Annotated in this window: 20 protein-coding genes and 1 pseudogene; 14 read left to right on the plus strand and 7 right to left on the minus strand. The window is 62.9% G+C overall.

Features of this window, described 5'->3' with window-relative positions; all coding sequences use genetic code 11:
• The first annotated feature begins 107 nt into the window (after positions 1-107).
• From P3W85_RS20700 to fabD, 7 genes are all read left to right on the plus strand, one after another.
• Positions 108-2,555 carry an aminotransferase class III-fold pyridoxal phosphate-dependent enzyme gene (locus P3W85_RS20700; protein ID WP_276266190.1) on the plus strand — a complete coding sequence of 816 codons (2,448 nt, stop codon included), beginning with the start codon at positions 108-110 and terminating at the stop codon, positions 2,553-2,555.
• Positions 2,556-2,583: 28 nt separating this feature from the next.
• A complete protein-coding gene (locus tag P3W85_RS20705) occupies positions 2,584-2,940 on the plus strand; it encodes a hypothetical protein (protein WP_276266163.1) in 357 nt (118 codons plus the stop codon).
• Between the two features lie 81 nt (positions 2,941-3,021).
• A complete protein-coding gene (locus tag P3W85_RS20710) occupies positions 3,022-5,352 on the plus strand; it encodes an efflux RND transporter permease subunit (RefSeq protein ID WP_017230164.1) in 2,331 nt (776 codons plus the stop codon).
• Positions 5,295-6,206 carry an outer membrane lipoprotein-sorting protein gene (locus P3W85_RS20715; RefSeq protein WP_276266164.1) on the plus strand — a complete coding sequence of 304 codons (912 nt, stop codon included), beginning with the start codon at positions 5,295-5,297 and terminating at the stop codon, positions 6,204-6,206. The genes P3W85_RS20710 and P3W85_RS20715 overlap by 58 nt, the downstream gene beginning before the upstream one ends.
• On the plus strand, positions 6,196-7,500 hold the full coding sequence (locus tag P3W85_RS20720; RefSeq protein WP_276266165.1) for a hypothetical protein: 1,305 nt from the start codon (positions 6,196-6,198) through the stop codon (positions 7,498-7,500). The genes P3W85_RS20715 and P3W85_RS20720 overlap by 11 nt, the downstream gene beginning before the upstream one ends.
• A gap of 54 nt (positions 7,501-7,554) precedes the next feature.
• Complete coding sequence (locus P3W85_RS20725; protein WP_017230161.1) at positions 7,555-7,980, plus strand: hypothetical protein; 426 nt, start codon at positions 7,555-7,557, stop codon at positions 7,978-7,980.
• 38 nt (positions 7,981-8,018) lie between these two features.
• Entirely contained in the window at positions 8,019-8,948 is a 930-nt protein-coding gene (gene fabD / locus P3W85_RS20730) for an ACP S-malonyltransferase (RefSeq protein ID WP_017230160.1), read from the plus strand.
• A gap of 153 nt (positions 8,949-9,101) precedes the next feature.
• Here fabD and P3W85_RS20735 read toward each other — a convergent pair whose 3' ends face one another.
• On the minus strand, positions 9,102-9,812 hold the full coding sequence (locus tag P3W85_RS20735) for a 4'-phosphopantetheinyl transferase family protein (RefSeq protein WP_276266166.1): 711 nt from the start codon (positions 9,810-9,812) through the stop codon (positions 9,102-9,104).
• 114 nt (positions 9,813-9,926) lie between these two features.
• Entirely contained in the window at positions 9,927-10,943 is a 1,017-nt protein-coding gene (locus tag P3W85_RS20740) for a GlxA family transcriptional regulator (RefSeq protein WP_017230158.1), read from the minus strand.
• 182 nt (positions 10,944-11,125) lie between these two features.
• On the opposite strand from P3W85_RS20740, the gene P3W85_RS20745 reads away from it, so the two are divergent.
• Positions 11,126-13,537 carry an acylase gene (locus P3W85_RS20745; RefSeq protein ID WP_276266167.1) on the plus strand — a complete coding sequence of 804 codons (2,412 nt, stop codon included), beginning with the start codon at positions 11,126-11,128 and terminating at the stop codon, positions 13,535-13,537.
• 347 nt (positions 13,538-13,884) lie between these two features.
• Here the strand turns inward: P3W85_RS20745 and P3W85_RS20750 are convergent, their stop codons facing one another.
• Positions 13,885-15,291 carry an FAD-binding oxidoreductase gene (locus P3W85_RS20750; RefSeq protein ID WP_276266168.1) on the minus strand — a complete coding sequence of 469 codons (1,407 nt, stop codon included), beginning with the start codon at positions 15,289-15,291 and terminating at the stop codon, positions 13,885-13,887.
• 127 nt (positions 15,292-15,418) lie between these two features.
• Between P3W85_RS20750 and P3W85_RS20755 the strand changes: the two genes are divergently transcribed.
• Together P3W85_RS20755 and P3W85_RS20760 are read left to right on the plus strand one after the other, a co-directional pair.
• Positions 15,419-16,327 (plus strand): LysR substrate-binding domain-containing protein, encoded by a 909-nt coding sequence (locus P3W85_RS20755; protein ID WP_276266169.1) that lies wholly within the window; start codon positions 15,419-15,421, stop codon positions 16,325-16,327.
• Between the two features lie 56 nt (positions 16,328-16,383).
• Positions 16,384-16,512: pseudogene (locus P3W85_RS20760) on the plus strand (IS5/IS1182 family transposase); the annotation flags it as partial.
• A gap of 84 nt (positions 16,513-16,596) precedes the next feature.
• Here P3W85_RS20760 and P3W85_RS20765 read toward each other — a convergent pair.
• Positions 16,597-17,502, minus strand: a complete 906-nt coding sequence (locus P3W85_RS20765) for a LysR family transcriptional regulator (RefSeq protein ID WP_276266170.1) — start codon at positions 17,500-17,502, stop codon at positions 16,597-16,599.
• A gap of 215 nt (positions 17,503-17,717) precedes the next feature.
• Here P3W85_RS20765 and P3W85_RS20770 point away from each other — a divergent pair, with 215 nt between their 5' ends.
• Positions 17,718-18,686 (plus strand): NAD-dependent epimerase/dehydratase family protein, encoded by a 969-nt coding sequence (locus tag P3W85_RS20770; RefSeq protein WP_276266171.1) that lies wholly within the window; start codon positions 17,718-17,720, stop codon positions 18,684-18,686.
• 257 nt (positions 18,687-18,943) lie between these two features.
• On the opposite strand, the gene P3W85_RS20775 is transcribed toward P3W85_RS20770, so the two are convergent.
• Positions 18,944-20,536: a winged helix-turn-helix domain-containing tetratricopeptide repeat protein gene (locus P3W85_RS20775; RefSeq protein ID WP_276266172.1), complete on the minus strand. Its 1,593-nt coding sequence runs from the start codon at positions 20,534-20,536 to the stop codon at positions 18,944-18,946.
• A 161-nt stretch (positions 20,537-20,697) separates the two neighbouring features.
• On the opposite strand from P3W85_RS20775, the gene P3W85_RS20780 reads away from it, so the two are divergent.
• The 3 genes from P3W85_RS20780 (at position 20,698) to P3W85_RS20790 (ending at position 23,471) form a co-directional block, all read left to right on the plus strand.
• A complete protein-coding gene (locus tag P3W85_RS20780) occupies positions 20,698-21,429 on the plus strand; it encodes an alpha/beta hydrolase (RefSeq protein ID WP_276266173.1) in 732 nt (243 codons plus the stop codon).
• A gap of 82 nt (positions 21,430-21,511) precedes the next feature.
• Complete coding sequence (locus tag P3W85_RS20785) at positions 21,512-22,291, plus strand: alpha/beta fold hydrolase (protein ID WP_276266174.1); 780 nt, start codon at positions 21,512-21,514, stop codon at positions 22,289-22,291.
• Positions 22,292-22,850: 559 nt separating this feature from the next.
• Positions 22,851-23,471: an isochorismatase family protein gene (locus tag P3W85_RS20790; RefSeq protein ID WP_276266175.1), complete on the plus strand. Its 621-nt coding sequence runs from the start codon at positions 22,851-22,853 to the stop codon at positions 23,469-23,471.
• 337 nt (positions 23,472-23,808) lie between these two features.
• Here the strand turns inward: P3W85_RS20790 and P3W85_RS20795 are convergent, their stop codons facing one another.
• Together P3W85_RS20795 and P3W85_RS20800 are read right to left on the minus strand one after the other, a co-directional pair.
• Complete coding sequence (locus P3W85_RS20795) at positions 23,809-24,660, minus strand: aldo/keto reductase (protein ID WP_276266176.1); 852 nt, start codon at positions 24,658-24,660, stop codon at positions 23,809-23,811.
• Positions 24,661-24,736: 76 nt separating this feature from the next.
• The gene (locus P3W85_RS20800; RefSeq protein WP_276266177.1) at positions 24,737-25,069 is read right to left on the minus strand and encodes a hypothetical protein; all 333 of its coding nucleotides are present in this window, start codon (positions 25,067-25,069) and stop codon (positions 24,737-24,739) included.
• Positions 25,070-25,211 lie beyond the last annotated feature (142 nt).

Here is a 25,211-nt window from a genome sequence, read left to right on the forward strand (position 1 = left end):
TCAAGTCTGCGGGCAAGCCGCAGGCGGCCCGAGACCAGCTCCTGGGCAAGCGCATCGTCAGCTTCTGCACTGCGATGGGACCGCTGTATGTGAAGTTCGGTCAGATCATGTCGACGCGTTCCGATGCCTTCAGCGAGGAGACCATCAAGGAGCTGCAGCGTTTGCAGGACGATGTGCCGGCGACTTCGCAAGCAGAGGTGCGCCGCGTCCTGCGCGACGAATTCGGTGACGGGTACGAGAGCATCTTCGCCGAGTTCAACTACACGCCGCTGGCCAGCGCATCGATCGCGCAGGTTCACGAGGCCCGTCTCAAGACGGGGGAACGGGTAGCGGTCAAGATTGTCAAGCACAATGTGCCGCGCCGCCTGCAGGCCAACCTCAACTTCCTGGGTGGCATGGTTGGTCTGATGCATGCGCTGGTGCGGCCGATTCGGCATTTCAACGGCCCGGCGCGGATCGCCGAGCTGCGCAATCTGCTGCTGCCGCAGCTCGACATGCGGCAGGAAGCACGCAATATAGAGAACGTTGGCAGAAATTTCGCCAATCATCCCTTTGTCGTTATTCCCAAGGTGTATGGCGAATACACCCGGAACAGCGTGCTGGTAATGGAGTTTGTCGACGGCATACCGGGCAAGCACTTCCATAAGGTTGACCTGCCGCGACCGCAGTTGTCGCGGCGCCTGCAGGATGCCGTCTACACCATGCTCTACATGCACGGCGTGGCGCATGGTGATCCGCATCCGGGCAACGTCAAGTTTACGCAGGATGGCAAGATCGTCTTTCTCGATTTCGGCATCACCGTCTACGTCACCGAGGCGGAAAAATGGGGACTGGCGTCGTTCTTCTTTGCATCGATCCGGCAGGAATGGGATCTGGCGACGGAGCGATTCCTGACGTACTTCGTGCTGAAGAAGGAGCGTGCCAAGGACTATGGCCGCTTCTTCGGAGAGGTGAAGGCGGTGATCTACCGATATTTCTTCGAGATCGCCGACGAATGGAAGACGGCCGATTTCTTCCGCGACGTCACCGCTGTTCTGAAGAAGCACGGCGCGGAGTACACGCCGAACTTCACCAAGGTCGAACTGACGTTGGCGTCCTGCGAAGGCTTCGGCACGCAGATCGACCCTGATATCGACGTTTGGGAGAACTCCCGCCGCTTCTCGGACCGCTACTCGCCGTACATGAACGAAGACGTGCGGCAACGGTTCGACGACCATTTCAAGCGCGAGACTCCGCAGGCGCTCGCAATGCGCAGCGATGCCGAGCGTTTCATGATCGCGTCGATTCATATGAACCGCTACTTCTTCCCCTGCACCTATCCGATGTTCGCGCAGAAAGGGCAGGGGTGCCGGATCGAGGATGTCGACGGCCATTCGTACATCGATTTGACGGGCGGCTACGGGCCGCACATTCTCGGCTACGCGCATCCCGAGATCGTCAAGGCGCAGCAGGCGCTGGTAGCAGATGGAAGCCTGAATGCGATGGGCAACCGCTCCGAGGTGGAGCTTGCGCGCCTGCTGGTGTCGGCGTTCCCCGGGGCTCACTATGCCTGTTTGTCCAACTCGGGTACGGAGGCGGTCATACATGCGCTGCGGATCTGCCGGGCTTATCGCCGGCGGGGCAAGGTCGCCAAGTGCGAGGGCCATTATCACGGCTTCTCCGACCAGGCGATGGTCAGTTCCTGGTTCCAGCAACGGGGCCCGCTCGAGCGTCCCGAACCGGTAGCCGGCTGCCCGGGGACGCCGCAATCGACGGTGGACAACACAATCGTGCTGCAGTACGGCCACCCGGAAAGCCTGAAGATCGTACGCGAGCGCGCGGAGGAGATCGATTGCGTCATCCTGGAGCCGCTGCCTTTCTCGATGGGGCGTCTGGATGTCGATTTCCTGCGGCAGATGCGCGCCTTGTGCACGGAATTGGATATTCCCCTGGTCTTCGACGAAGTCGTCAGTGGTTTCCGTGTGTGCTATGGCGGTGCGCAGATCCTGGCCGGCGTCGTGCCGGATCTGACCGTGCTTGGGAAGATCATTGGCGGTGGTATGCCGTGCGGCGCGGTGGTTGGATCGAAGAAGCTGATGGAGATCGCGCGAAGCACCACCGATCCGTTCCGTGACTATGAAACCCGCGTGTTCCTCGGCGGCACGATGAGCGGAAACTCGCTGTCTGCTGGCTCTGGGGTCGCGATGCTGAACTACCTGAAGGCACATCCGGAGGTCTATACCTCGTTGCACGAGCATACCGAATGGCTGCGTACGCGCCTGGTAGAGATTGCGCAAAGACTGCAGGTACCCGCCAGGATCAAGGCGGTCCGCTCGATCTTCACGGTCAGCTTCTCGCATCGCGAAACCCGTTTCTATCGCGAGATCCAGGGGGGCAGCGACTACAAGTCAAGCATTGCGCTGGCGTACTACATGCGCAAGCAGGGCATATATATGCCGGAGCTTCATTTCCTCGCACTGTCGTATGCGCATACGCGAGAGGATCTGGAGATCGTCTGCAATGCGTTTGAGAAGTCACTGGGTGAGATGAAGGCGGATGGATTCTTCGTCAACTAATGGTACGCCCTGCGTATGTCTCGAGTATTTGGCAATCAACCAGAAGGGCATGAATCCGGTGGCTTTGGTGAACATGGAAAGAAAACGGAGGGACTGCGTCTCCGACGCTACGAGGAAACAAGACGGTGGGGAGAGGCAGTCGCGCACCGAGTGCAAGGGCGGTGCTTTTCCCTATGCGATCGGCGAGGTCTATCTCGCGGCGTTGCCTGAATTGCGGGAGGTCGAAATCGAGGACATCGCCCCAGCCGCCTCGGCAGTGAAGATCAAGCGCGAGGGATGGATGGATCTGGCCGCGCTCCGCGATGTCGTCAAGGCGAAGCTTGGACGAGCGGAGTACTCCGGTGGCTTGCTTGGCAATCAGCGCAAGGTGGTGCGCGAGATTTGAGCAAGGCAGGTTCTTCGGTGGCGCATGTCTCGATACGCTGGCGCCGCCATCAGATTTTGGAATGACAGGCAAGGGAAGATTATGGTGAAGTATGCAGACTGGATTATCCGCTGGCGATGGTGGGTCATCGCCGGCTCGGTATTGGTGACCCTGGCATTCTGTGCGGGTCTGGATAAAGTCAGGTTTAGCGGCGACTACCGGGACTTCTTCAACAGGAACGATCCGCAGTTGAAGGCTTACGAGCTGGTGCAGAACGCGTACTCGAACGACAGCACTGCCTTGGTGGTGTTCGCCCCTAAGGGGGGGACGGTGTTCGAGCCGCGCACGCTCGAGGCCATCCACCGGTTCACCGAGGCTGCGTGGACGTTTCCGTTCGCGCGTCGGGTAGATTCGCTGACCAACTTCCAGCATGCCGAAGTGCGGCAGGATGACCTGGTGGTGCGCAACCTGGTAAAGCACCCGGAGCGACTAGGTCCGGCGGAACTGCAGACGATCTCCAAGATTGCGTTGAATGAACCTTTGCTCGTCAAGAAGCTCGTGTCTCCAAGCGGCCATGTCGCTGGCGTGAGCGTCAGCTTCACCTTGCCCAAGAAGTCTGAGAGCGAGATCCCGACGGCGGTCAAGGCCCTGCGCGAGCAGATCTCGACGATCAAGGCGGACTTCCCGGAACTCCAGATCACCGCGACCGGCAGCCTGTTATTGGACAATGCGTTCGACGAACAGGCACAGGCGGACATCCAGACGCTGACCCCTGTGATGTACCTGTTCATGATGGTGGTGATCTTCTTGTCACTGCGCAGCGTGCTTGGCATGCTGACGACGCTATTGGTACTGACCTTCTCGGTGCTGGTGGCGATCGGAGCGGCCGGTTTGCTGGACGTCAAGCTCACGGCGGTGTCAGTGACTGTGCCGACCATCCTGATGACGATCGCCGTTGCGAACTGCATGCACATCCTGCTCTACGTCGTGCAGAAGATGGGGGCGGGGGAGAGCCGTCGGGATGCGGTCCATCAGGCGATCACGATCAATCTGCCACTGATCGTCGTCGCATGTGGTACGGACGTGCTTGGCTTCTTCAGTATGATGCTGACCGACGTGCCGCCGATCGCTAACTTTGGCCTGCTCCTGGGCATCGGCTCGATCGCGGTGTTCGTTTTCTCGGTTACCTTGCTTCCTGCACTGGCCGCGGTTCTGCCTCTGAAGGGGCGCCCGGAGTTGCATGAAGGCGGCCTGTGGCTAGGCAAGGCGGTGGTGCGGCTGGTGGATCGGCGTTACTTGATCTTCGGCATCACGCTGTTGATCAATGCGGCCGCTGTCTACTTCGTGCTGCAAAACAAGTTCGAGGACAACTTCGTCAACTACTTTAGCGAGAAAATCGCATTCCGCAGCGATACCGATTTCATCTCACATAACCTGTCGGGCGTTCACGAGGTACTGTACTCCGTGCCTGCGGCGCAGGGGTCATCGGTCTCCTCTCCGGAGTACCTGCGTAATCTGGACAAGTTCTCAACGTGGCTGCGTGCCCAGCCCGAGGTCTTCAATGTCACTTCCTTGAGCGATATCGTCAAGCGCATCAATCGGACGATGAACGGCGGGGACCCGGCCGCATTCCGGGTCCCCGCGGCAGCGGATGCTTCGTCGCAGCTCCTGCTGCTGTTCGAGATGTCGTTGCCGCCCGGGTTGGAACTGAACGACCAGATTCGCATCGATCGCTCTGCCAGCAAGCTGTCGGTAGTGGTCAAGGATATCTCGTCGGCCGAGTTGCTTGCGTTTGACCAGCGCGTCCAGCAATGGGTGGGGCAAAACATGCCGGCTTATATGAAGACGGAAGGCACTGGCCCATCGATCATGTTCTCGCGGATCGGCGAAATGAACGTATCTGGGACGATGGAAGGTTATGTTCTCCAGATCCTTCTGATCTCGGTTGTGATCGGCGTGCTGCTGAAGAGCTTTAAGATGGGGGTGATCTCTCTGATCCCCAACGTGATCCCGAGCCTGCTCGCCTTTGGACTCTGGGGGGCATTGGTCGGTCAGATCGGGTTGTCGGTGTCTGTCGTGGCGGTGCTGACCTACGGGATCATCGTCGACGACACCGTTCACAGCATCTTCAAGTATCACCGCGCCCGACGCGGGCTCGGCATGGAATCGCGGCGGGCGATCGAGTACGTGTACAGCACATCCGCGATCAGCATCTTCGCAACCACGCTAGTGCTCGTGCTGGGGTTCGGCGTACTGATGTTCTCGAACTTCGATCTGAACGCCGATCTCGGCATCATGTCCGGGCTGACGATCGGTATTGCTGCCTTGGTCGATCTGCTGCTGGTGCCGCCGTTGTTGTTCGCGTTCGACAATGAGTGGCAGCAACGCCGCGCGCAGCCGGACGGCAAGATGGCGGTTCCTTCGATCGATTGACGGACGGTTGGCGCATCATCGCTAACGCTCACGCTTTTTTTAACTATGCACCCATGAATCCTATGAAACGATTAGTCAAGCTTTGGTCGGCCATTGCCTGCGTCTGCGCGGCGACTGTGGTCGCCGCCTCCAACGACCCGGTACAGCGCGGCTTGCAGATTGCCGAAGAGATGAAGCGCCGTGATAAGAGTTTCCAGAACTACAAGATGAACATGGAAATGGTGCTTCGTGACAAGCAGGGCCAGACCAGCACCCGCCAGATCCGTGGGTCGGTGCTGGAGGTGGATGGCGATGGCGACAAATACCTGATGGTGTTCGATACGCCGGCCGACACGCGTGGCACGGCATTCCTCAGCTACTCCCATTCAACCAAGCCGGACGACCAGTGGCTGTACCTGCCGTCGCTGAAGCGCACCAAGCGGATCGCGTCTGAGAGCAAGGCCGGTTCTTTCATGGGCAGCGAATTCGCATTCGAGGACATGACCTCGCAGGAAGTGCAAAAGTATGACTACAGGTATCACGGCGACGACAAGCTCGGCGATCGGCCGACTTTCAAGCTGGAGCGCGTACCGAAGTATGAGGGGTCCGGATACACGCGCCAGATGGTCTGGGTCGACAGCGAGAACTATGTGCCGTTGAAGATCGAGTTCTACGACCGCCGCAGCGAGTTGCTGAAGACGCTCAAGTTCGACGGCTACAAGCCATACGTCAACAAGTTCTGGAAGGCGGGCAGCATGACGATGGAAAACCACCAGAATGGCAAGTCCACCGTCATCACCTTTTCCAGCTACCAGTTCCGGGCGGGCGTCTCCGAACAGGATTTCGACCCGCAGCGTCTAGAGTATGTCCGTTGACGCGGAGTATGGTCCGGCATTTTTTCCGCTCGCAAGCGGTCGCGCGCGCAACGGGATGGGATTGAGGGAAAGGCGATGTCATTTTGCCTCGCGGCGGCACGGATGCAAGGAGCACGGGGCGCCCTCCGGCACCCGTGGTGGTGCTTGCCTCGCCTGGATGCTGGCGCTGTGGTCCGGCGCGGCAAGCGCCGACCTGCCCGCGTTGCAGGGATCCGTTGCCGTCGAGACGCGCGTGTTTGCCGAATCGCCGGAGGATCCGAACCAGGCGCGCGATACAGCGGCAGTGCTGTTGAATCCGGTCTGGAAGGCGCGTTTCGGCAGCGACGAAGCCTGGGAGCTGGAAATGTCTCCCTATGCGCGCATTGATGCACGCGACAAGGCGGCGCGCTACGTGGACCTGCGGGTGGCGAGTCTGGAGTTCCGCGAGCGTAGCCAGATGTTCCGGGTGGGTTTCGACAATGTGTTCTGGGGCGTGGCGGAGTCCAACCATCTGGTCGACATCATCAATCAAGTTGATCCGCGTGCGGATGTCGAGCTGGAAGCCAAGCTCGGGCAGCCGATGGTGTCATACACCCGCTTCCTGGACAGCTATGGCCGGGTGGAGGTGTTCTGGCTACCTTACTTCCGTCCTCGGCCGGGGATTGGCGAGAAGGGGCGGCAACGGCTGGAGGTGATCCCCGAGAGCCAGCAGACCCATGGGCTTGGCCGACTTCTTCGCAGCGACGATTGGGCAGTTCGCTGGTCGGGGCAGATCGCCAGTGCCGATGTTGGCCTGTATTTTTTCAAAGGCGTTGGGCGTGAGCCGGACTTCAGCCGGAGCACGGAAGGCGACTACCATGCGACCCGGCAGCTCGGGATGACCCTGCAGCTGCCGCAGGGCAGCATGCTGTGGAAGCTGGAGGCATTGCGGCGTTCTGGGCAAGGCAGGACTTTCAACGCCTATGTGGCGGGAGGCGAATACACCATTGCGCGCCCGTCGGGCGATCTGGGACTGCTGCTCGAATGGTCGCAGGATTTTCGCGATGGATCGGCGCCACCCTCACGATTCGCCCGCAGCCTGTTTGGCGGGGTCCGGTACCGGGTCAGCGAAAGCGGCGATGGCGAGATCCTGTTTGGAGTTCTGCACGATCTGCGCCACAACACTCGGTCGTATAAGGTCGAGTTCAGCCGCCGCCTGAGCGACCATGTCAAGCTGGGACTGGTGGCGCGCAAGTTCGTTGCACCCGCCGACAGTCCCTTTGCGGCCTTGCGGCGGGATGCGAATGTGCAGATGACATTGAGCTGGAGTTTTTGAGATCGGTGCCACGCTTGACGGTCATCGTTGGAAACCTTATCGAAAGGAGTGGGTATGTTGATGAGTATTTGGGCACCGTTCGCTGCATGGTGCAGCGTCGCGGTTGCGTTGCTTCACGTCTATGTCATTGTTCAGGGCCCCTGGGCGTATCGATTCTTCGGTGCTGGCGAGCAGCTCGCTACGATGGCGGAGCAGGGTTCTTGGGTTCCGACCTTGCTCACATCCGGCATTACCATTGTCTTCTTCGCCTTCGCCGCGTACTACTTCGCGGCCGCCAGTTGGATTCCGAGATTGCCTTTCTTCAAATGGGCATTGATCGGTATCGCAGCCGTCTATACCTTGAGGGGCGCTATGGTGATACCTGCATTGCTTGTCGGCATGAAGATCTCGCCGTTTGATCTCTGGTCGTCGCTAACATCACTGGCCATTGGCCTGATTCATTGCCTGGCGGCCTGGCAAGCCTTGAGGCGCGCGCTCTGATCAACCGGTTGCGGCCCATTCGTGGCGTGGAGAGAGTCATGGAATTTCGGATTGCACATGTTTTCCCCGGACAGGGGTCCCAGGCAGTGGGCATGCTCGACGCTTGGTCGGAGTGGCCTGTCGTCAGGCACGCAATAGAGGAGGCGTCCGACGCGCTAGGCTTCGATATGTGGAAGATGGTGGCTTCTGGCTCTTCCGCACAACTTGCCGATACGGTCAACACGCAGCCGATCGTTGTCGCCGCGTCGGTCGCATTGTTCCGCGCCTGGTCGGATTTGGGTGGTCAGATTCCGATGCTGTCTGCCGGTCACAGCGTAGGTGAAATCGCCGCGCTCACCGCTGCCGGAGCGATGACGCTGACGGAGGCGATGCACCTGGTGCGGGTGCGGGCCAGAGCGATGGCCGAAGCCGTTCCGCATGGCGGCGGAATGGCTGCCGTCATCGGCCTGGAGGATGCCGTGGTTAGGCGACTGTGCGAAGAAGCCGCGCTTGACGACGTGCTAGAGCCGGCCAATTTCAACGCGCTTGGCCAGGTCGTCGTTGCCGGGCATCTTCGGGCCATTGAGCGTCTGAAGCCCAGCGCCAAAAGGGAAGGGGCGAAGATGGTGATGAATCTGCCTGTCAGTGGCCCCTTCCACAGTTCAATGATGGGCAAGGCTATGACGACGGTCCATGCCTATCTCAGCCATGTCTCCTTCTCGAAGCCCGCGTTTCCTGTGATTCACAATGTCGATCACGCGCCTGCCGACACCAAGACGATGGTGCGGTCGCTATCGCTTCAATTGATCCGACCCGTAGATTGGGTAGGGACGATGACTGGCTTCCAACGCCGAGGCGTGACTCGGGTATTCGAGATCGGTCCGGGCGAGGTACTGACGAACCTGAACAAGCGGATATCTCCGACCATGCTTTCGGTGGCATTGAACACGCCTGCAGCGATGGAGAAAGCGATGAAAACACTCTTGTAAGCGTATGCATAGACACGAGCGCAGCCGTGCTGCGCCAAGATTGATTCCATCACATGGCCGAAAGTGAGATAGCTGGTTGGAAATCGGCACGATATGGTTGCTATGAATGCCGAGATTGCGAAGGTTGTTGCGATGGAACCACCGGATTTCGGTTCAGAGGCATGTGTCCCGGTAGGCCGGGATACATGTCGGACCGTCGACCATCAACGCCGCGGCGTAATCGGGCGGCATGTCGAGAATGGCAAGTGCCCATCGGCCGGGGGCTGTTTCGCCATAAGCACGCAGCAGGGTAGGTGGCCCTTCTGTGCCGGCATCGAACTCGATCTGATCCGGCGGTAGCGATAGGCCCGCGCCGATGGCCTTGACATAGGCCTCCTTGCAGGCCCACAGGCCAAAGAACATGCGTTTTCGGCCTGCATCATCGAGCGCCAGGAATCGCCTTCGCTCCGCTGCGGTCATGATGCGCTCGGCCAGCAGCGCAATCGTTGTCCGCTCATTCATATACTCCACGTCCAGACCGACATCCTGGCCACGCGCGATGGCGATCAGCACCCATGCACCGGAATGCGAAACGTTGAAACGCAGCGTATTCGCGTGCTCGGGCCGCGCCAGCTCAGGCTTACCGTGCGGGCCAAAGCGGAAGACCACGTCACGCCCATCGATTTCGAGGCGTTCGCCAAGGAGCTTGCGTAGTATGCCGCGCGCGAGGATGGACTGATGGCGGCCAGCCGCGCTGCGGAGGCGCGCGACACGCGCCTGCTCCTCGGCGGAAAGCAGGCCATGCAGGGCGTCGAGCCAGGGGAGGGCGTCGGGGACATGCACGCGCCACACTTGTGGATGGTCGGTTTCGGGTAGGTCTTTCATGTTTCTAATGTCGTTGAAATGGGGGTGACGAACGGGAAATTAAAGTGCGCCAGATAGGTGACGATAAAAATGAAAATTGGATGACGTCCGGCCATCTCACGACCGCAGTCCCCCTCAGCCCGCCCGCAATTCCGCCCGCACCGAATGCGCCCGCCGATGCGCGCCCGGCGTCTGGCCCGTATGGCGGCGCACTAAGTTGCGGAAGGCGGACATATCCTGGTAGCCGCATTGTTCGGCAATGGCGGTCAGGCTGAGCGTAGAGACTTCCAGCAGATGGCAGGCACGCTCAACCCGCAATCGGTGCAGGAACTGCAGCGGCGACATGCCCACTGTCTTCATGAAATGCCGCAGCAGCGTGCGTTCGCTGGTGGACGCCACCGCTGCCAGCCGCGGCAGGTCATAGGGCTCGGCCAGATGCTGCTGCAGATAGCGGCGCGCGCGCAGCACCACGCTGAGGCGCGGGGCATCGCCGGTCTTCAACCAGATGTTGACTGCCTCGCCGCGCTCGGGCTGGTCCAGCAGGACGTTGCCCAGCGTGCGGGCCAGGGGGGTGCCGGCGACTTGCGCCACTGCCTGCAGCAACAGCGCATGCATGCGATCCAGCGCGCGGGAACTGAGCAGGTTGCCGCTCTTGACCACTGGCTGGTCGGCCTGCAGCCGTCGCGCGGGTTCGCTCAGCTGCAACCAGTTGGCAATCAGCCACGGCACCGCCAGCTTGCGCTGCGCCGGCAAATCGATGGCGACCAGAAGTGCCACTGCCGTGAACGGCGCGACCACCAGCGCGCCGCGCGTAGCAACTGCCGCAATGGCCGCGCGTTCGCGGCCCAGTTGCGACAGCGCATGTTCGAGCCCGGCGATGTGGTCAAACGACGGTGGCGCGATCACCACCATGGCGTCCTTGCCTGCGCCGGCCAGTTCTTCCAGTGGCACGCACGGGCAGCGCAGCACGCTGGCCAGCGCCTGCCAGCGTTGCGGCTCGGCTACCGCCAGCCGCCAGCGAAAAGGCGCCGCCGTGCCGCGCCGCCGGCTTTGCATAGAGGCCAGCATGTTGGCCATGTCCAGCATGTCGACCGCGGTGGAAAGGGGGGAGACAACGGCCGAGGGGTAGCACAGCAGATAGACGTCAGACATGGCGTGGCGGGTTGTTGTTGGGAAGGTGCCTGCCCGATGGCGGGAACGCCGCCAATTGTGGCGGAATCCGCTCTACCTGTCACGGGCCCGATGCCCGACCATGTCAGCGGCACCATGGCGCGTCGCCTGTCGGCGCGCAACATTCCATGGGCCCACAGACACAAGGACGAGGAGACAACACAATGAAGCAACGCATCGTGCGCGGCGCGACCGCACTTGGCGGCGCCGTGCTGGCGGCAGCCAGCCTGGGCGGCTGCGCCACCGCAGGCAGCGACAGCGCCAACTGGAGCGAAAGCGGACTCAATGCCGAGATCCGTCGCACCGCCTACGGCATTCCCCATATCAAGGCAAACGACTACGCCAGCCTGGCCTTTGGCATGGGCTACGCATACGCGCAGGACAACGTTTGCCTGATGGCCGACCAGGTCGTTACGGTCAGCGGCGATCGCTCGCGCGTGTTCGGCCCCGACGAAAGTACCGAGGTGTCATTCAAGCGCATCAAGAACAGCGAATCCGACCCATTCTTCCGCGCCATCATCGACGACGACGCCCTGCGCGCCGGCTACGCGCAGGCCTCGCCAGAGGCGCGCGAACTGCTGCGCGGCTATATCGCCGGCTACAACCGCTACCTGCGCGATACCCCGCCGGCCCAACGCCCGGCTGGCTGCCGCAACGCTGACTGGGTGCGGCCCATTACCGCCATCGACATGTTCCGCCTGGCCGAGGAGAAGAGCATCCAAGCCAGCGCCGGCGCGCTGGCAGCGGGCATTGTCGCCGCTGTGCCGCCCAGGGCCGCGGGCAGTGCCAAGACCGCGCAACAGGCGGGGGCGGTGGACGTAGCCAGCATCGACTTCGAAGCCGTCAACAACGACCTGCAACTGCTGGATCCGCCCATCGGCAGCAACGGCTGGGCCTTTGGCAAGGAAGCCACAACGAACGGGCGCGGCCTGCTGCTGGGAAATCCGCATTTTCCGTGGACCACCACCAATCGCTTTTTTGAAGCGCACCTGACCGTACCGGGCAAGCTGGACGTCATGGGCGCGTCCATTGCATCGTTTCCCATTATCAGCATCGGCTTCAACAAGGACGTGGCTTGGACACACACCGTGTCCACCGCCCGCCGCTTCACGCTGTATGAACTGAAACTGGCCGAAGGCGACCCCACCACCTACCTGGTGGACGGCGCGCCGCGCAAGATGACCCCGCGCACCGTCAGCTATGCGGCAAAACTGCCCGACGGCCGTACCGAGCAGCGCTCGCACACCTTCTACATGACCGAATACGGCCCGGTGCTGTCCATGCCATCGGCCGGCCTGCCGTGGTCCGCGCAAAAGGCCTACGCGCTGCGCGACGCCAACCGCAACAACACGCGTTCGGTCGACACCTGGCTTGATATCGGCCGCGCGCGCGACGTGGCTGGCATCCACACCGCCATTGGCCGCCTGGGCATTCCGTGGGTCAACACCATTGCCACCGACCGCGAAGGCCGCGCCATGCTTGCCGACGTATCGGTCGCGCCCAACGTGTCGGCCGCCATGCTCAAGCAATGCGCGCCGGCCGGCGACAGCGCCGCGCTGGCCGCCAAGCTGATGCAAGGCACCGGCATGGTCCTGCTGGACGGCACGCGGGCTAGCTGCAACTGGACGGTGGACGCGGCATCGCCAGTACCGGGGCTGGTGGCCCCCAACGCCATGCCCGTGCTGGTACGCGATGATTATGTCGCCAACAGCAATGACAGTTCGTGGCTGTCCAACCCCAGCCAGAAGCTGACCGGCTTCTCACCGGTGCTGGGTCCCACCGAAGTTGTGCAACGCCTGCGCACACGCGTTGGCCTGATGGAAATCGGCCGCCGCCTCTCGGGGGAGGACGGCCTGCCCGGCAACCGCTTTGACGTGCCCAGCCTGCAGGCCGTGCTGTTCCGCGACCGCAACCTCTCAGGCGAACTCGTGCTGGATGACCTGCTCAATGCCTGCCTCGACACCAAAGACGCCGACCTGAGCGACGGCTGCACGGCGCTGCGCAAGTGGGACCGCCACAGCAACCTCGACAGCCGCGCCGCACCGCTGTTCCGCGAGTTCTGGATGCGCGCCAGCAAGATCCCCAAGGTCTATGCCGTCGAGTTCAACCCCACCGATCCGGTCAACACCCCACGCGGACTGCGCATGCGCGATGAGTCTGTGCGCACCGAGGTCTTCAAGGCACTGAAGGACGCCGTGCGAGCCATGCGCACTGCCGGCTTCGCGCTGGATGCGCCGCTGGGCCAAGTGCAGGCCGCCGCGGCGCCGACTGGCCGCATCGCCCTGCACGGCGGTGAGGAGTACGAAGGCGTGCTCAACAAGCTGCAAAGTACCCCGGTGTCGGACAAGGGTCTGCAGGTCTACTTTGGGACCAGCTACGTGCAGACCGTGGGCTTTGACGAGCAAGGGCCGGTCGCTGAGGCGCTGCTGGTGTACGGCCAGTCGGTAGATCAGCAGTCGCCGCACGCCTTTGACCAGATGGCGGAGTACTCCGCCAAGCGGTGGGTGCGGCTGCCGTTCAGCGAGCGGGCAATTGCGGCGGATCCGCAATTGAAGGTAACGCGGCTGAGCCAGTAAGCCGGCGGCGTTGGGAGCGGGGCCGCCAGCCCCGCGCCGCCATCGATAGGCGATGTCCGCCGCCCGTCTGTCGACGTAAGACGGCGATGCCTGTCCTGTCCGCTGGCAGGACAGGCTGACCGGCCAGAGACGTAAAACAAACTGACGAATGCCGGCTGCCGAGCAAGCCCCCGACCCGCCAGCTGCTCATGTCGAACGTTAGGCGTCTCACGCAATGCCCACTATGACCACTGCCACGGTCGGCGATGCAGTGTAAGCGTGCCCCGAAATCCACGCATCCAGCGCTTGCCTTTGATCGGGGAACCGCTGCCTCGCAGCCCGTGATGTGAAAATGGAGCTTCCAAGAACTATATAGGCTCCCTCCAGGCCGAGGGCCTGATGTTCTGGTTCAGGCGAAAGAAATTGGCCGGGTCGTACGCAGCTTTGAGCGCGGCGAGGCGCGCGTGGTTTTCACCATAGGCGGCACGCACGCGGTCCTCGCCCTCGTCACCGAGGTTGTTCGCATAGACGCCTCCGGTCGAAAAGGGCTTGACGGCGCTCCACACGTCGCGCGCCCAGCGGATGGCCGCATCTTCCTCTGCCGGAGCATCCCAGATCGAGATGGGGAAGCAGTCGTAGCGCGCATCGCGATTCGCATAGGGCGTTGCCGATGCGGGAACGCGGGCAATGGCGCCGCCGACGTGCTGGAACACCAGCAGCGAGGAAGCCGAGGGCGCACGCGCATAGGTCTCGAGAAGGGTGTCGATCGCGGCGTCGGTGAGCGTGTGCAGATACTGCGCCTTCCAGTAGTAGCGGCGTCCGCGCGGAAAGAGACTGTCGCCGCCGGACTGGATCTGAAGGTATGGAACCAGGTCCAGCTTGCTCTCGAGCGGGGCGCCGTGCTCCAGGAGTGGACGGATGACGCGCTCGCCGGCCTCGTTCGCTCCGCAGTAGCAGGCCGAGATGTTGAAGAAGCGCTCACCCGACGGGGCCGTTACCAGGGCGGCGTCCACACTGAGTTCGTCCGGGGCCTGGGCGCAGAAATCATCGTAGAACCGCATCGCATCGCGCGCGCGGCCGTAGGGGTGGAGCACCGACCCGGCCAGCAGTACCGGCCCGACCGGGTGAAGCTGGTATTCAAAGGTGGTGACAATGCCGAAGTTGCCGCCACCTCCGTGTAGTCCCCAGAACAGGTCCTCGTTCTCGACGGCGCTGGCTTTCACGAGCCTGCCATCCGCGAGCACGATTTCTGCGGCCAGAAGGTTGTCACAGGCCAGGCCGTGTTTGCGCCCCAGCTTGCCGAACCCGCCGCCCAAGGTCAGTCCGGCAATGCCCGTGTCGCTATTGACGCCCATTGTGGTGGCCAGTCCATGGGCCTGTGTGGCGGCATCGAACTCGGCGAGGCTCAGGCCGGCTTCGGCACGGGCCACGCGCCGCGCCGGGTCGACGGCAATGTGCTTCATGCGCGACAGATCGATGACGATCCCATCGTCGCAAACCGACAGGCCCGCCACATTGTGTCCGCCGCTGCGGACCGCTACAAGGTGGTTGCCCGAGCGGGCGAAGGTCACCGCTTCGATGACATCGGCCGTGCTGGCGCAGTACACGACCATGGCTGGCCGCTTGTCCACCGCGCCGTTCCAGACCTTGCGCGCATCCTCGTAGCCGGGATCGTCCGGGAGGACCACATCTCCATCGAGTTTTCGCCGCAAGGTATCGAGAACTGCGGCCGGCCGATCGGCCCAGAGACGGCTGACCCGTTGTCCAGTGTCCATACTTACCCCCATTTTTCGGTTCGATCGGGGGGGCAATCCCATCCGACTGGGAGCATACTGTCACGCGCCCTTTCGCATGGCAAAATCAAAGAACTCAGCTCCAGGTGAGGAGAATTCATCTACATCCATGAGAAAGCTGCCTCCTCTGCGATCGCTGCAGGCCTTCGAGGCTGCCGCCAGGCTTGGCAGTTTCAAGGCGGCGGCCGCTGAACTCCATGTGACGCCCACGGCCATCAGCCATCAGATCCGACTGTTGGAAGAGACGTGCGGGCACCGCCTGTTCCAGCGCCAACCGCGGCCTCCGGTGCTTACGGGTGCGGGTGCGAGGCTGTATCCGGCGCTGCGCGATGGTTTCGATGCCCTCCTGGGCGCGGTGGCCGGGATGGCCGAGTCCAGGGCGCCGAGTCCGCTGCGCGTCACGAGCCCCAATGCGTTTGCGAGCCGATGGCTGGTTCCGCGTCTGCCGCAGTGGCGGGAGCGATACCCCGACATCGCGCTTGAGATCATCGGAACGGACGCGATCCTGGACCTTCGGGCGGGTGACGCCGATGTGGCGATCCGCTATGCCCGGACCATGCCGGCAGGATTCGTCGTGCGGGAGATCTGTCGGGACACGTTTTTCCCGGTCTGCAGCCCGGCGCTACTGCTCAAGGATGGACACGCCATCGAGCGCGCCTCAGATTTGATGCGCTTCCCCCTGATCCATTTCGACTGGATGACCCGGGATCCGAACGCCCCCACATGGCAGCAATGGCTGGCGACCGCGAGCCTGATCGATCCGAGCTTGAAGGCGGCCGACAAGACGTGGGCGCTGAGTTTCCGGGAAGAACTGCATGCCATCGACGCCGTGGTCGCCGCGCAGGGGATCGCGATCTGCAGCGACGTCGTGGTGGGCCATGAGCTGAGATCGGGGACACTCGTCAAGGCCCATCCGCTGTCGCTGCCAGGCTATGGCTTCTACCTGGTCGCCATGGCCCAGAACGCGCGGCAAGCGGACATTGAGGCTTTTGCAACTTGGATGCGGGCCATGGACTGAGCGGAGCCTGCATTCTTCCTGTCATTTCTGCCGCGCGTCGGCGCGGGGCGATGGACCGGCAGGGGCAGCCAGGCGCGGTGATTCTCGACGGACGCACGCTTCAGTCCACGTGCGGGAGCGGGCCAAGGGCGGGCTACGACGGGTACAAGCGCACGCGAGGAAGCAAGGTGCATATGGCCGTCGATGGCGATCATCTGCAAGATCGCCAACGCGCTGGAGTGCAACGTGGCCGAATTGATGGCGAGCGTGGAAGCACTCGTCGAAATGAATCAGCCTTGATCGCCAGCGCGGATGTAAGCCGCCAACCCGGCCGCCAGCGCCGCGAAAGTTACCGCGCAGCGCGCGCTGGCCCGCAAATCCTCATGCATGGCGATCCAGGTATCCATCGTCAGCGAGAACTGGCTACGTAAGACCCGAACCAACTGCTTGTCCCTGGCGGCCAGCGCCGACTGGCAGATACCGATGCCGAAGCCTGCGCGGATCGCACCCAGTTGCGCCAGGTCGCTGTCAGCCCGAAACGCGAAGCGATCCCGCGACAAAGCCGGAACTTTCTCCTGAAGCCGGCGAATGTAGGCGTTCTCGTGGTCGAAGCCGATGACCGCGTGGCGGGACAAGGCGTCCATCGAATTGGGCATACCCCGAGCGGCCAGATAGCGCTCGTGTGCATGCAGACCCAGTTCAATCCCTCCCACGCGCTTGACCACCAGCGCCTCTTGCACCGGCTGGAACATGCGCACCGCGATGTCCGCCTCGCGATGCAGCAGATCGTCAGCCCGGTTGGACAGCATCAGTTCGATGACCAGTTCGGGGTGCTCGCTGTGCAGCGCCGCCAGGATCGGCGGCAGAACCTCGACGCCGATGACCTCGCTGGCCGTCAGCCGCACCGTACCGCGAACACCTGATCCGTGGCTGCTGGCAGCCCGGCGCAGAGCGGCCGCCGTGGCGGCGATACCGGCGGCATAGGGCCGCAGCTCCTGCGCGGCGTCGGTGGGCGCGAAGCCGTCGAAGGAGCGAGTGAAAAGCTTCAGCCCCAGTGCGGCCTCCAGGCTGTCGATGTGCCGGCCTACGGTCGGTTGCGTCAGGCCCAGCGCCCGGCCCGCGGCGGACAGCGAGCCCGTCTCCAGGACTTGGAGAAAGCTCCGGTACCACTCCCAATTCGGTTCGTTGTCGGCCATGGTATGCAAATTTCTATAGCTGCTAGCGGATTCTAGGCAATTTCCTTATTGCCTGTCCATCCGCAAACTGCAGCCATTCGCAGCAAAACCGCTCAACGAAACGGAGTCCGCGATGCATCGAGCCGCCGCCATCGCCCAGCCTCGGGCGGGCGGCCTGGCTTGCCGCCGCCCTTCGCAAGTTGTCCCTCTGAACCTCCCACCGAAAGGAAACCACCATGTCCAAAGTCGCATTGTTCGGCGCCGCTGGCGTTATCGGCCAAAGCATCGCCGCCGCGTTCGGCAGCCAGGGCCGCCCCTACCGCGTCGTGGGCCGCAGCGAAGCCAGCCTGCGCAAGGCCTTCGGCCACGACCCGCTGGCCGAGATCGTCACCTGGAATCCGGACTCGCCGGCCTCGGTACGCGCCGCGGCTGAGGGCGTGGACACGCTGATCTACATGGTCGGCGTGAATTACTGGCAGTTCGAGCTGCACCCGGAGCTGATGCGCAAGACGCTGGATGGTGCGGTGGCCGCCGGGGTCAAGCACCTGATCCTGATCGGCACCGTGTATCCCTACGGCTGGGCGCAGTCCAACCCGGTGCGCGAAGACCATCCCCGCGAGCCGCACACCTTCAAGGGTCACATGCGCAAGGCCCAGGAAGACTTGCTGATGCAGGCCCACGCCGACGGCCGCATTCGCGCGACCGTGCTGCGCCTGCCGGATTTCTACGGCCCCGGCGTCGAGGCCAGCCTGCTGCACCGCGCCGCGCAGGCGGCAGTGAACGGTGGCACCGCCGACATGGTCGGCCCGCTCGACCGCCCGCACGAGTTCGTCTTCGTGCCAGACGTGGGGCCGGTGGTGGCGCGGCTCGTCGAGACGCCGGCCGGCTTCGGCAAGATCTGGCATCTCGCGGGTGCCGGCGCCACGAGCCAGCGCGAGCTGGTCGCGGAGATGGAGCGCCAGACCGGCGCGAAGCTCAAGCTGCGTGTCGCGGGCAAGACGATGCTGCGCCTGATCGGCCTGTTCAACCCCTTCATGCGCGAGATGGTCGAGATGAACTACCTGATGACCGAGCCGCTGGTCATGGACGACTCGGCGTTGCAGCGGCTGATCGGGCCGATCCACAAGACGCCGTACGTGGAAGGTGTCCGCCAGATGCTGGCGGCCATTCCGAAGACGCGCATTCTTTCCGCCGCGATTGCCTGAGGAAGATGGCCATGAACCACCCCACCTCCATCGCTTTCCAGCGCCGCATCATCAACGCTTGCGCTGTTGCCGGTCTCGTGCTCGGCGCGCTGTCGAGCGCAGGACAGGGGTCGTGCGTGCCGTTCTCGCCTTCGATCAGGCGGGCATGGACGGCGGCCGGGAACGAAGGATCGCCGCCGGACATTAGCCAGCCGATTCCCGGCCGGAATCCGGTGACAATTGGCGTTTGTTCGACGGTATCGCAGTCGACGAACTGGCTATCGTCGCGTAACTCGCGGCACTGCGTGTACCAGGGGAAGCGCGTTGGAAGAGGTGAGCAATCCGGCTCTTTCCAGCCCATTCGCGATGCGAGCCAGGTCCGCCGGAATCCTGAAGGGCATGCAAGCAATTCGATCGGCGAACGAGTAGCTAGGGTTGATGGCGATGAGCTCGTTCCAGACGCCTCGCGCTTCGTCGAGATAACCAAGATTTCCCAACGCTGAAGCAAGATAGGCCCGGCTCATGTCTGTCTCAGGGACCAGCAGAATGCGTTCTCGCAGGATCGCGACAGCCGTCTCGTAGTCGCCGGAAACAATATGGGCTACGCCGAGGTGGTGCAGATAGCCCTGGGTGAAATACGGGTCAAGCTGCATGGCCCGCTCCAGATCGCGAATCGCCGACCGGGGGTGCCCCGAATAGATGTTCAGCGTCGCCCGCAGAGACAGCGCCGGGGCGAAGTTCGGGTTGAGCGAGAGCGCTTCTTCGACTTCGAGCGCCCAGCGACTGAAGTCCTTCCGGTACATCGCGACCAACGCAGCCACGCCATGCGAGAACGGTTCACCCGGATCACGCTCGATGGCTTTTTCGACCAGCGCTTCGGCTTCGGCGAGCGAGCGTTGGGGGTCGTCACTCCAGCGGTTGTAGTAGGCTTGGGCAAGGGCCATGCCCAGAGCGGCATAGGGCGACGGATAGTCGGGATCGAGAGCGATCGCCTGTCGGAACAGCTCGCACGTTCTCTCAAAGACGGCAATGTTCTGCGTCGCGCCCCGCTGCATCGCTCGGCCTCGCAGAAAGCACTGGTAGGCTTCCATATGCGTCGTCCCACCGGATACATCGCGAGGCCACAGCGCAACCTCAACGGGGTTCAACGCGACGCTTAGCTTGGCAACGATCTTGCGAGCGACCTCGTCCTGCACCGTGAATATGTCATTGAGTTCCCGGTCATATCGTTCGGTCCACAACTGGCTACCGCTGATCCCATCACTCAATTGCGCGACCACGCGAATGCGGCCGCCGCACGTCCGAATACTCCCTTCGATGATGTAGCGGGTGCCGAGCTTGCTTGCGATACGTCGCACGTCCACGGACATGCCCTTGTAGGCAAAGCTGGAGCTTCGGGCAATCACGATCAGGCCCGGGACCTTCGACAACGTCGTTATGATCTCGTCCGCCAGCCCTTCGGCAAAGAAGTCCTGACCGGTATCGTTGCTGAGACTGGCGAACGGCAGGACCGCAAGCGACGGCTTGGGTGAATGCAGGCCGGCTGCCTCTTTAGGCGTTGCAACAGGGCTCTTGAAACAATATCCGATGCGCGGAACGGTGGCGATCCATGCGTCGCCATCGGGCGCGAGGCCAACCGCTTTTCGCAGCAGAGCGATCTGGACCGAAAGATTGCTCTCCTCGACAGGGGTCCGGGGCCAAGCCGCGTCCATGAGATCCGCCTTGGTGACGATCTCGCCCTGCCGCTTGAGCAGAGCGGCCAGAAGCAGGATGCCCCGGCGCCCGACCGCCACGCGCTCCCCCTGCCGCTGGAGCGTCCCGTCGTCGAGATTGAGTAAGAACGGACCGAAGGTGAAACGCTGTCCCTGCATATGGCTCCGTGCGGCAACGGTTCGGGAATTATTCGGACTTTATTCGGCAGCCCTTCAATACTCCAGCGCTGGCTATCACGATACTGCTCCCCACTGCAGCCCTTTGGTCCATGCTGCAGCCGCACAAAACCGGTCACCGTACAGGAAGGAGGGCAGCTGAGATGACAACATTATCATCGCCTACGCCGTCAGTCGAGAGCCAGGCGGCCATCGTGCTCGTGCACGGCGGCTTCGTGGATGGCTCCGGCTGGGAAGGCGTGTACAAGATCCTGAAGAGGGACGCCTACGACGTCCATGTGGTTCAGAACGCGACCCAGTCGCTTGCCGACGACGCGGCGGCAACCCATGCCGCCATCGACGCGCAGGGGAGGCCGGTCATTCTGGTCGGCCATTCCTATGGCGGCGCGGTCATCACCGAGGCGGGCAGTCATCCTAAGGTGGTGGGCCTAGTCTATGTCACGGCGTTTGCGCCGGACAGCGGCGAGTCCGTCGCGACGCTCATCGCCAACCCCGCGCCGGGCGCACCGGTTCCGCCGATCGTGCCCCAGCCCAACGGGACGCTCCTGCTGGACAAGGCGAAATTCGCCGAGGCTTTCGCAGCGGATCTCGACCCTGCCAAAGCAGCCTTCATGGCCGACGCCCAGAACCCGTGGGGCCTGCATGCGCTGAATGGCGTGGTCACCGCCCCCGCCTGGAAGACGAAGCCGAGCTGGTATCTGGTCGCCAAAGATGACCGGATGATCCCACCCGATGCGCAGCGCGCCATGTCAAAGCGCGCGGGTTCCACCACCGTGGAGCTCGAGGGAAGCCATGCGATCTACGTGTCTCAGCCCGGTGGCGTGGCCGAACTGATCGAGGCGGCCGCCGAAGCGGTCACAGCTTGCGCGAACTGAGTTCCACCGTGCACTTGACCGCTGGCAGCTGCCATACCCTGGGCGTACTCCCTTCCGTTGCACTTCATAGATGAGGTATCAGATGCAACCCACTACTTTCATTTCCTGGCGCGCCATGCTGGGCTTTGCTTCGCTGGCCATCGGCGTCATGGCACCGAACGCCGTTGTCGCCGCCGAGCGCATCAAGAACGTGGTGCTGGTCCACGGCGGCTTCGTCGATGGCGGCGGCTGGGAGCCGGTGTACAAGCTCCTGAAAGCCAAGGGCTTCAATGTCAGCATCGTCCAGAATCCCACGACCTCGCTCGCGGCCGACGTAGCCGCCACCAAGGCGGTGCTGGATGCGCAAGACGGCCCGGTGGTTCTGGTGGGCCATTCGTACGGCGGCGTAGTCATCTCGGAGGCCGGGAACGACCCCAAGGTCTCGCGCCTGGTCTATATCGCGGCGTTCGCTCCGGACAAGGGCGAATCCGTCCAGAAGCTGATCGCCAATCCTGCGCCCGGCGCCCCGGTTCCCCCCATCCTGCCGCCGGTCAACGGCTTCCTGATGCTGGACAAGGCAAAGTTCGCCGCGGCTTTCGCTGGCGACGTGAAGCCCGAACGTGCCGGCTTCCTGGCAAACGCCCAGGTACCATGGGGTGTGGACGCCCTGGCGGGTGAAGTCAGCACGCCGGCGTGGCGTTCGAAGCCGAGCTGGTACCTCGTCACCAAGGACGACAAGATGATTCCGCCGGACGCCCAGCGTGCCATGTCCAAGCGCGCCGGTGCGATCGTGGTCGAATCCGCGGGCAGCCATGCGGTGTACGAGTCGAAGCCGGCTGCGGTCGCGGCCCTCATCGAGAAGGCTGCGGTGTCGACAAACTAGGCGGCGCCGCGAAGCGCATGACGCCCTCCGGGCTTAGCCTGGAAGGGCGTATTTCTGCGGACTGCCTGCGTCTTTCTCCAGGCAATCCTGCGGTCGACCGACAGCGATCATTTCGCTAGACTCGTCGACTCGGGCGCTCGTCGGCCACGCGATGCCATCGATGGCGCGAAGGGCCTCTTGAATGCGGGCCTGTGCCTGGAGCAATTTGTCGCGCAGTTCGTCAGGGTCATGGTGGATCCCATGTCCGTTTGTGCTCACCGAGCCCGGATGAGGCGTTGTAAGCAGCGTGCCAAGCCGTCTCGGCCGTCACACAACCCAAGTGGTGCCGGCAACTGAGAACCATTCTCCGTTACGTGAATGGTTTTCCTATTCACTCGGCCGGCGCGGCATCGCCCGCACGACCCAAGAGGAAGCCGCCGAAAGCCGCTAGCGCGACGCCGAGAATGCGGCAGGCTGGAGGAGAAGCTGGATGGTGGACGATCGATCCCATTTTTCCCAGTTGTTCCAAGATTGTCGCAGTTCTAAGCTTCATATACGTCAACACACCGCGGAGCATGTCGTGAACACCCCCCAATCCCACGAGCGCCTGACCCGCGACAACGCCGTCCTGCTGCTGGTCGACCACCAGGTCGGCCTCTACACCGGCGTGCGCGACATCGATACCCTGGCGCTGCAACACAACGTCGTCGGCTTGGCCAAGGCGGCGCTGGCGCTGAAGCTGCCGGTGATCGTCACCACGACCACCGAGGGCATGTGGGGGCCGCTGATCCCCGAACTCGCCGCTGCGCTGCCGGGCACGGAGCGTATCGAGCGCACCACCGTCAACGCCTGGGACGAGCGCCGCGTCGTCGATGCGGTCGAGGCGACCGGCCGCAGGCACCTGATCGTCACCGGCATCTCGACCGACGTCTGCCTGGCCTTCCCGGCGATCTCGGCCCTGGCCGGCGGCTACACCAGCTATGCGGTGATCGACGCCTCCGGCGGCTTCAGCAAGACCCAGGTCGAGATGGGCGTGGCGCGCATGCTGCAGGCCGGCGTGATTCCTGTCGGCTACTCGAACGTCGCCGTCGAGATCCTGGCCGACAACGCCGCGCCGGAAGCCGAGGCCGTCTACGCCGCGCTCGGCATTCCCTTCGCCGGCCTCGTGTACGGCCTGAAGCAGTACTTCTCGCGTGGCTGAGCCGACGCGCCATGCGACGCATGCGGCCCTTTCTTTCCACCACCTGACCCATTGGAGAAACTGCGGGCGGCACCATCACCGTGCCGGCATGGAAGAGCAAACCGGGCTGGTACCTGGTGGCCACCGGCAATTGCATGATCCCGCCACCGGTGCAGCGCACGATGGCGCGACGGGGTAGCCCGCTGCGCTTTCCCTTGGAGGGCACGCGTGCAGCGCCGGAGGTACGAACATTCTCTGCCTGGCGTAGCAAAGCAAAGGGACGTCTTTCGACGCCCCAGGCAGGATCAGGCCGCGAGTGGCTCGCGAAGCGTTCTTTCTATCCTTTGACGTACACCGATCAAATGTCGAGCTGACGCTCACTCATCCACTTGACCATGGCCGGGTCACGGTGTGAGAAGAAGCTGCTTTTGCCAGTTTCAAGCTGTGCGATGCGTGCCATGTCGGAGTCGTCTAAGGCAAAGTCGAAAACCTTCAGGTTCTCCTCCATCCGTTCCTTGCGCACCGACTTGGCGAGCGCCACGATGCCCCGCTGCACCACCCAGCGCAGTGCGACCTGGCCGACCGATCGGCCGTGCTTGTGGCCGATGTCCGCCAGCACTTCGTTCTGGAACAGGTTGTTGCGGCCCTCGGCAAAGGGAGCCCAGGCCTCTGCCTGCACGCCGTTCTCGCGCATGAAGGCCACGCTTTCTTCCTGCTGGTGGAAGGGGTTGACCTCCACCTGGTTCACAGCCGGAACGACGTCATTGAAGCCGATGATGTCCATCAGCCTGTCGGGGTGGAAGTTGCTGACGCCGATGGCCCGCACCTTGCCCGCCTTCAGGGCGTCCCCCATCGCTCGCCACGACCCATGCACGTCGCCGAAAGGCTGGTGGATGAGATAGAGGTCGAGATAGTCCAGTTGCAAACGGCGCAGTGATTTGTCGATAGCTTGCTGAGTCCGTTCGTACCCGGTGTCTTGCACCCACAACTTCGTGGTCACGAAGAGATCGGTGCGCGGCACGCTGGCATTCTTGATGCCCCTGCCAACCGCTTCCTCGTTGAGGTAAGAAGCCGCGGTGTCGATCAGCCGGTAGCCGTTGCCGATGGCTTCGGCAACGCAGCGCTCGCACTCCTGGGGATCGGGGATCTGAAAAACGCCGTAGCCGAGGATCGGCATCACGACGCCGTTGTTCAGTGTGACTTGTTGCATGGTGTGTTCCTATTCAAGGCAAGGGGAGGGGGGGCGCGCCTCATCTGGCGGTGATGCCATTGAGCCAGTTCGTCACCTAATCGGCTATGTCGGCTACCCTGGATTGCAGGGCGGGTGCATACCCGGTTTTGCGCTCCTTGCGCGCCTGCTCCACTGTCTCCAGGTAGTCTTCGGGGTAAGCCGCCGCCGGCACGATCTCGAACAGATCGGTGCGCCGTGCGCGGCGGATCAGTCCGGCAACGACGCGCGTATTCCCCGATCGGGGGAAATATGCGAGGAGCGTCTTGGCGCACTGGCGTCGCATGTCGCCGCTGACAGGAAGTGCGGCGAGTGCCGTCTTCGCTGCACGTCGAGTCGAGTCGTGATCAATCGTGTGCGCTTCGCTGCGTTCTGGTTTGGGTTGCTGCATGGATGTCATACCTCGACCCAACAGAGGAGTTGCCAGACTTGGCGCCAGCGAATGTCCGGGCGATCAGTGCTGGAAACAGAGCGAAGAGTCGCTTGGTTCATGTTGGCGACTTCTTCCAATGCCAGTCGCTCGCGAGCAGCTC

This window comes from Cupriavidus basilensis, from assembly GCF_029335485.1.
In the GTDB taxonomy this organism is placed as follows: domain Bacteria; phylum Pseudomonadota; class Gammaproteobacteria; order Burkholderiales; family Burkholderiaceae; genus Cupriavidus; species Cupriavidus basilensis_E.

Coding starts and splice junctions, on each gene's coding strand:
- P3W85_RS20700 (WP_276266190.1), top strand. CDS start 108: ATGTCGACGCGTTCCGATGCCTTCAGCGAGGAGACCATCAAGGAGCTG.
- P3W85_RS20710 (WP_017230164.1), top strand. CDS start 3,022: ATGGTGAAGTATGCAGACTGGATTATCCGCTGGCGATGGTGGGTCATC.
- P3W85_RS20720 (WP_276266165.1), top strand. CDS start 6,196: ATGTCCGTTGACGCGGAGTATGGTCCGGCATTTTTTCCGCTCGCAAGC.
- P3W85_RS20725 (WP_017230161.1), top strand. CDS start 7,555: ATGTTGATGAGTATTTGGGCACCGTTCGCTGCATGGTGCAGCGTCGCG.
- fabD (WP_017230160.1), top strand. CDS start 8,019: ATGGAATTTCGGATTGCACATGTTTTCCCCGGACAGGGGTCCCAGGCA.
- P3W85_RS20735 (WP_276266166.1), bottom strand. CDS start 9,812: ATGAAAGACCTACCCGAAACCGACCATCCACAAGTGTGGCGCGTGCAT.
- P3W85_RS20740 (WP_017230158.1), bottom strand. CDS start 10,943: ATGTCTGACGTCTATCTGCTGTGCTACCCCTCGGCCGTTGTCTCCCCC.
- P3W85_RS20745 (WP_276266167.1), top strand. CDS start 11,126: ATGAAGCAACGCATCGTGCGCGGCGCGACCGCACTTGGCGGCGCCGTG.
- P3W85_RS20750 (WP_276266168.1), bottom strand. CDS start 15,291: ATGGACACTGGACAACGGGTCAGCCGTCTCTGGGCCGATCGGCCGGCC.
- P3W85_RS20755 (WP_276266169.1), top strand. CDS start 15,419: ATGAGAAAGCTGCCTCCTCTGCGATCGCTGCAGGCCTTCGAGGCTGCC.
- P3W85_RS20765 (WP_276266170.1), bottom strand. CDS start 17,502: ATGGCCGACAACGAACCGAATTGGGAGTGGTACCGGAGCTTTCTCCAA.
- P3W85_RS20770 (WP_276266171.1), top strand. CDS start 17,718: ATGTCCAAAGTCGCATTGTTCGGCGCCGCTGGCGTTATCGGCCAAAGC.
- P3W85_RS20775 (WP_276266172.1), bottom strand. CDS start 20,536: ATGCAGGGACAGCGTTTCACCTTCGGTCCGTTCTTACTCAATCTCGAC.
- P3W85_RS20780 (WP_276266173.1), top strand. CDS start 20,698: ATGACAACATTATCATCGCCTACGCCGTCAGTCGAGAGCCAGGCGGCC.
- P3W85_RS20785 (WP_276266174.1), top strand. CDS start 21,512: ATGCAACCCACTACTTTCATTTCCTGGCGCGCCATGCTGGGCTTTGCT.
- P3W85_RS20795 (WP_276266176.1), bottom strand. CDS start 24,660: ATGCAACAAGTCACACTGAACAACGGCGTCGTGATGCCGATCCTCGGC.
- P3W85_RS20800 (WP_276266177.1), bottom strand. CDS start 25,069: ATGCAGCAACCCAAACCAGAACGCAGCGAAGCGCACACGATTGATCAC.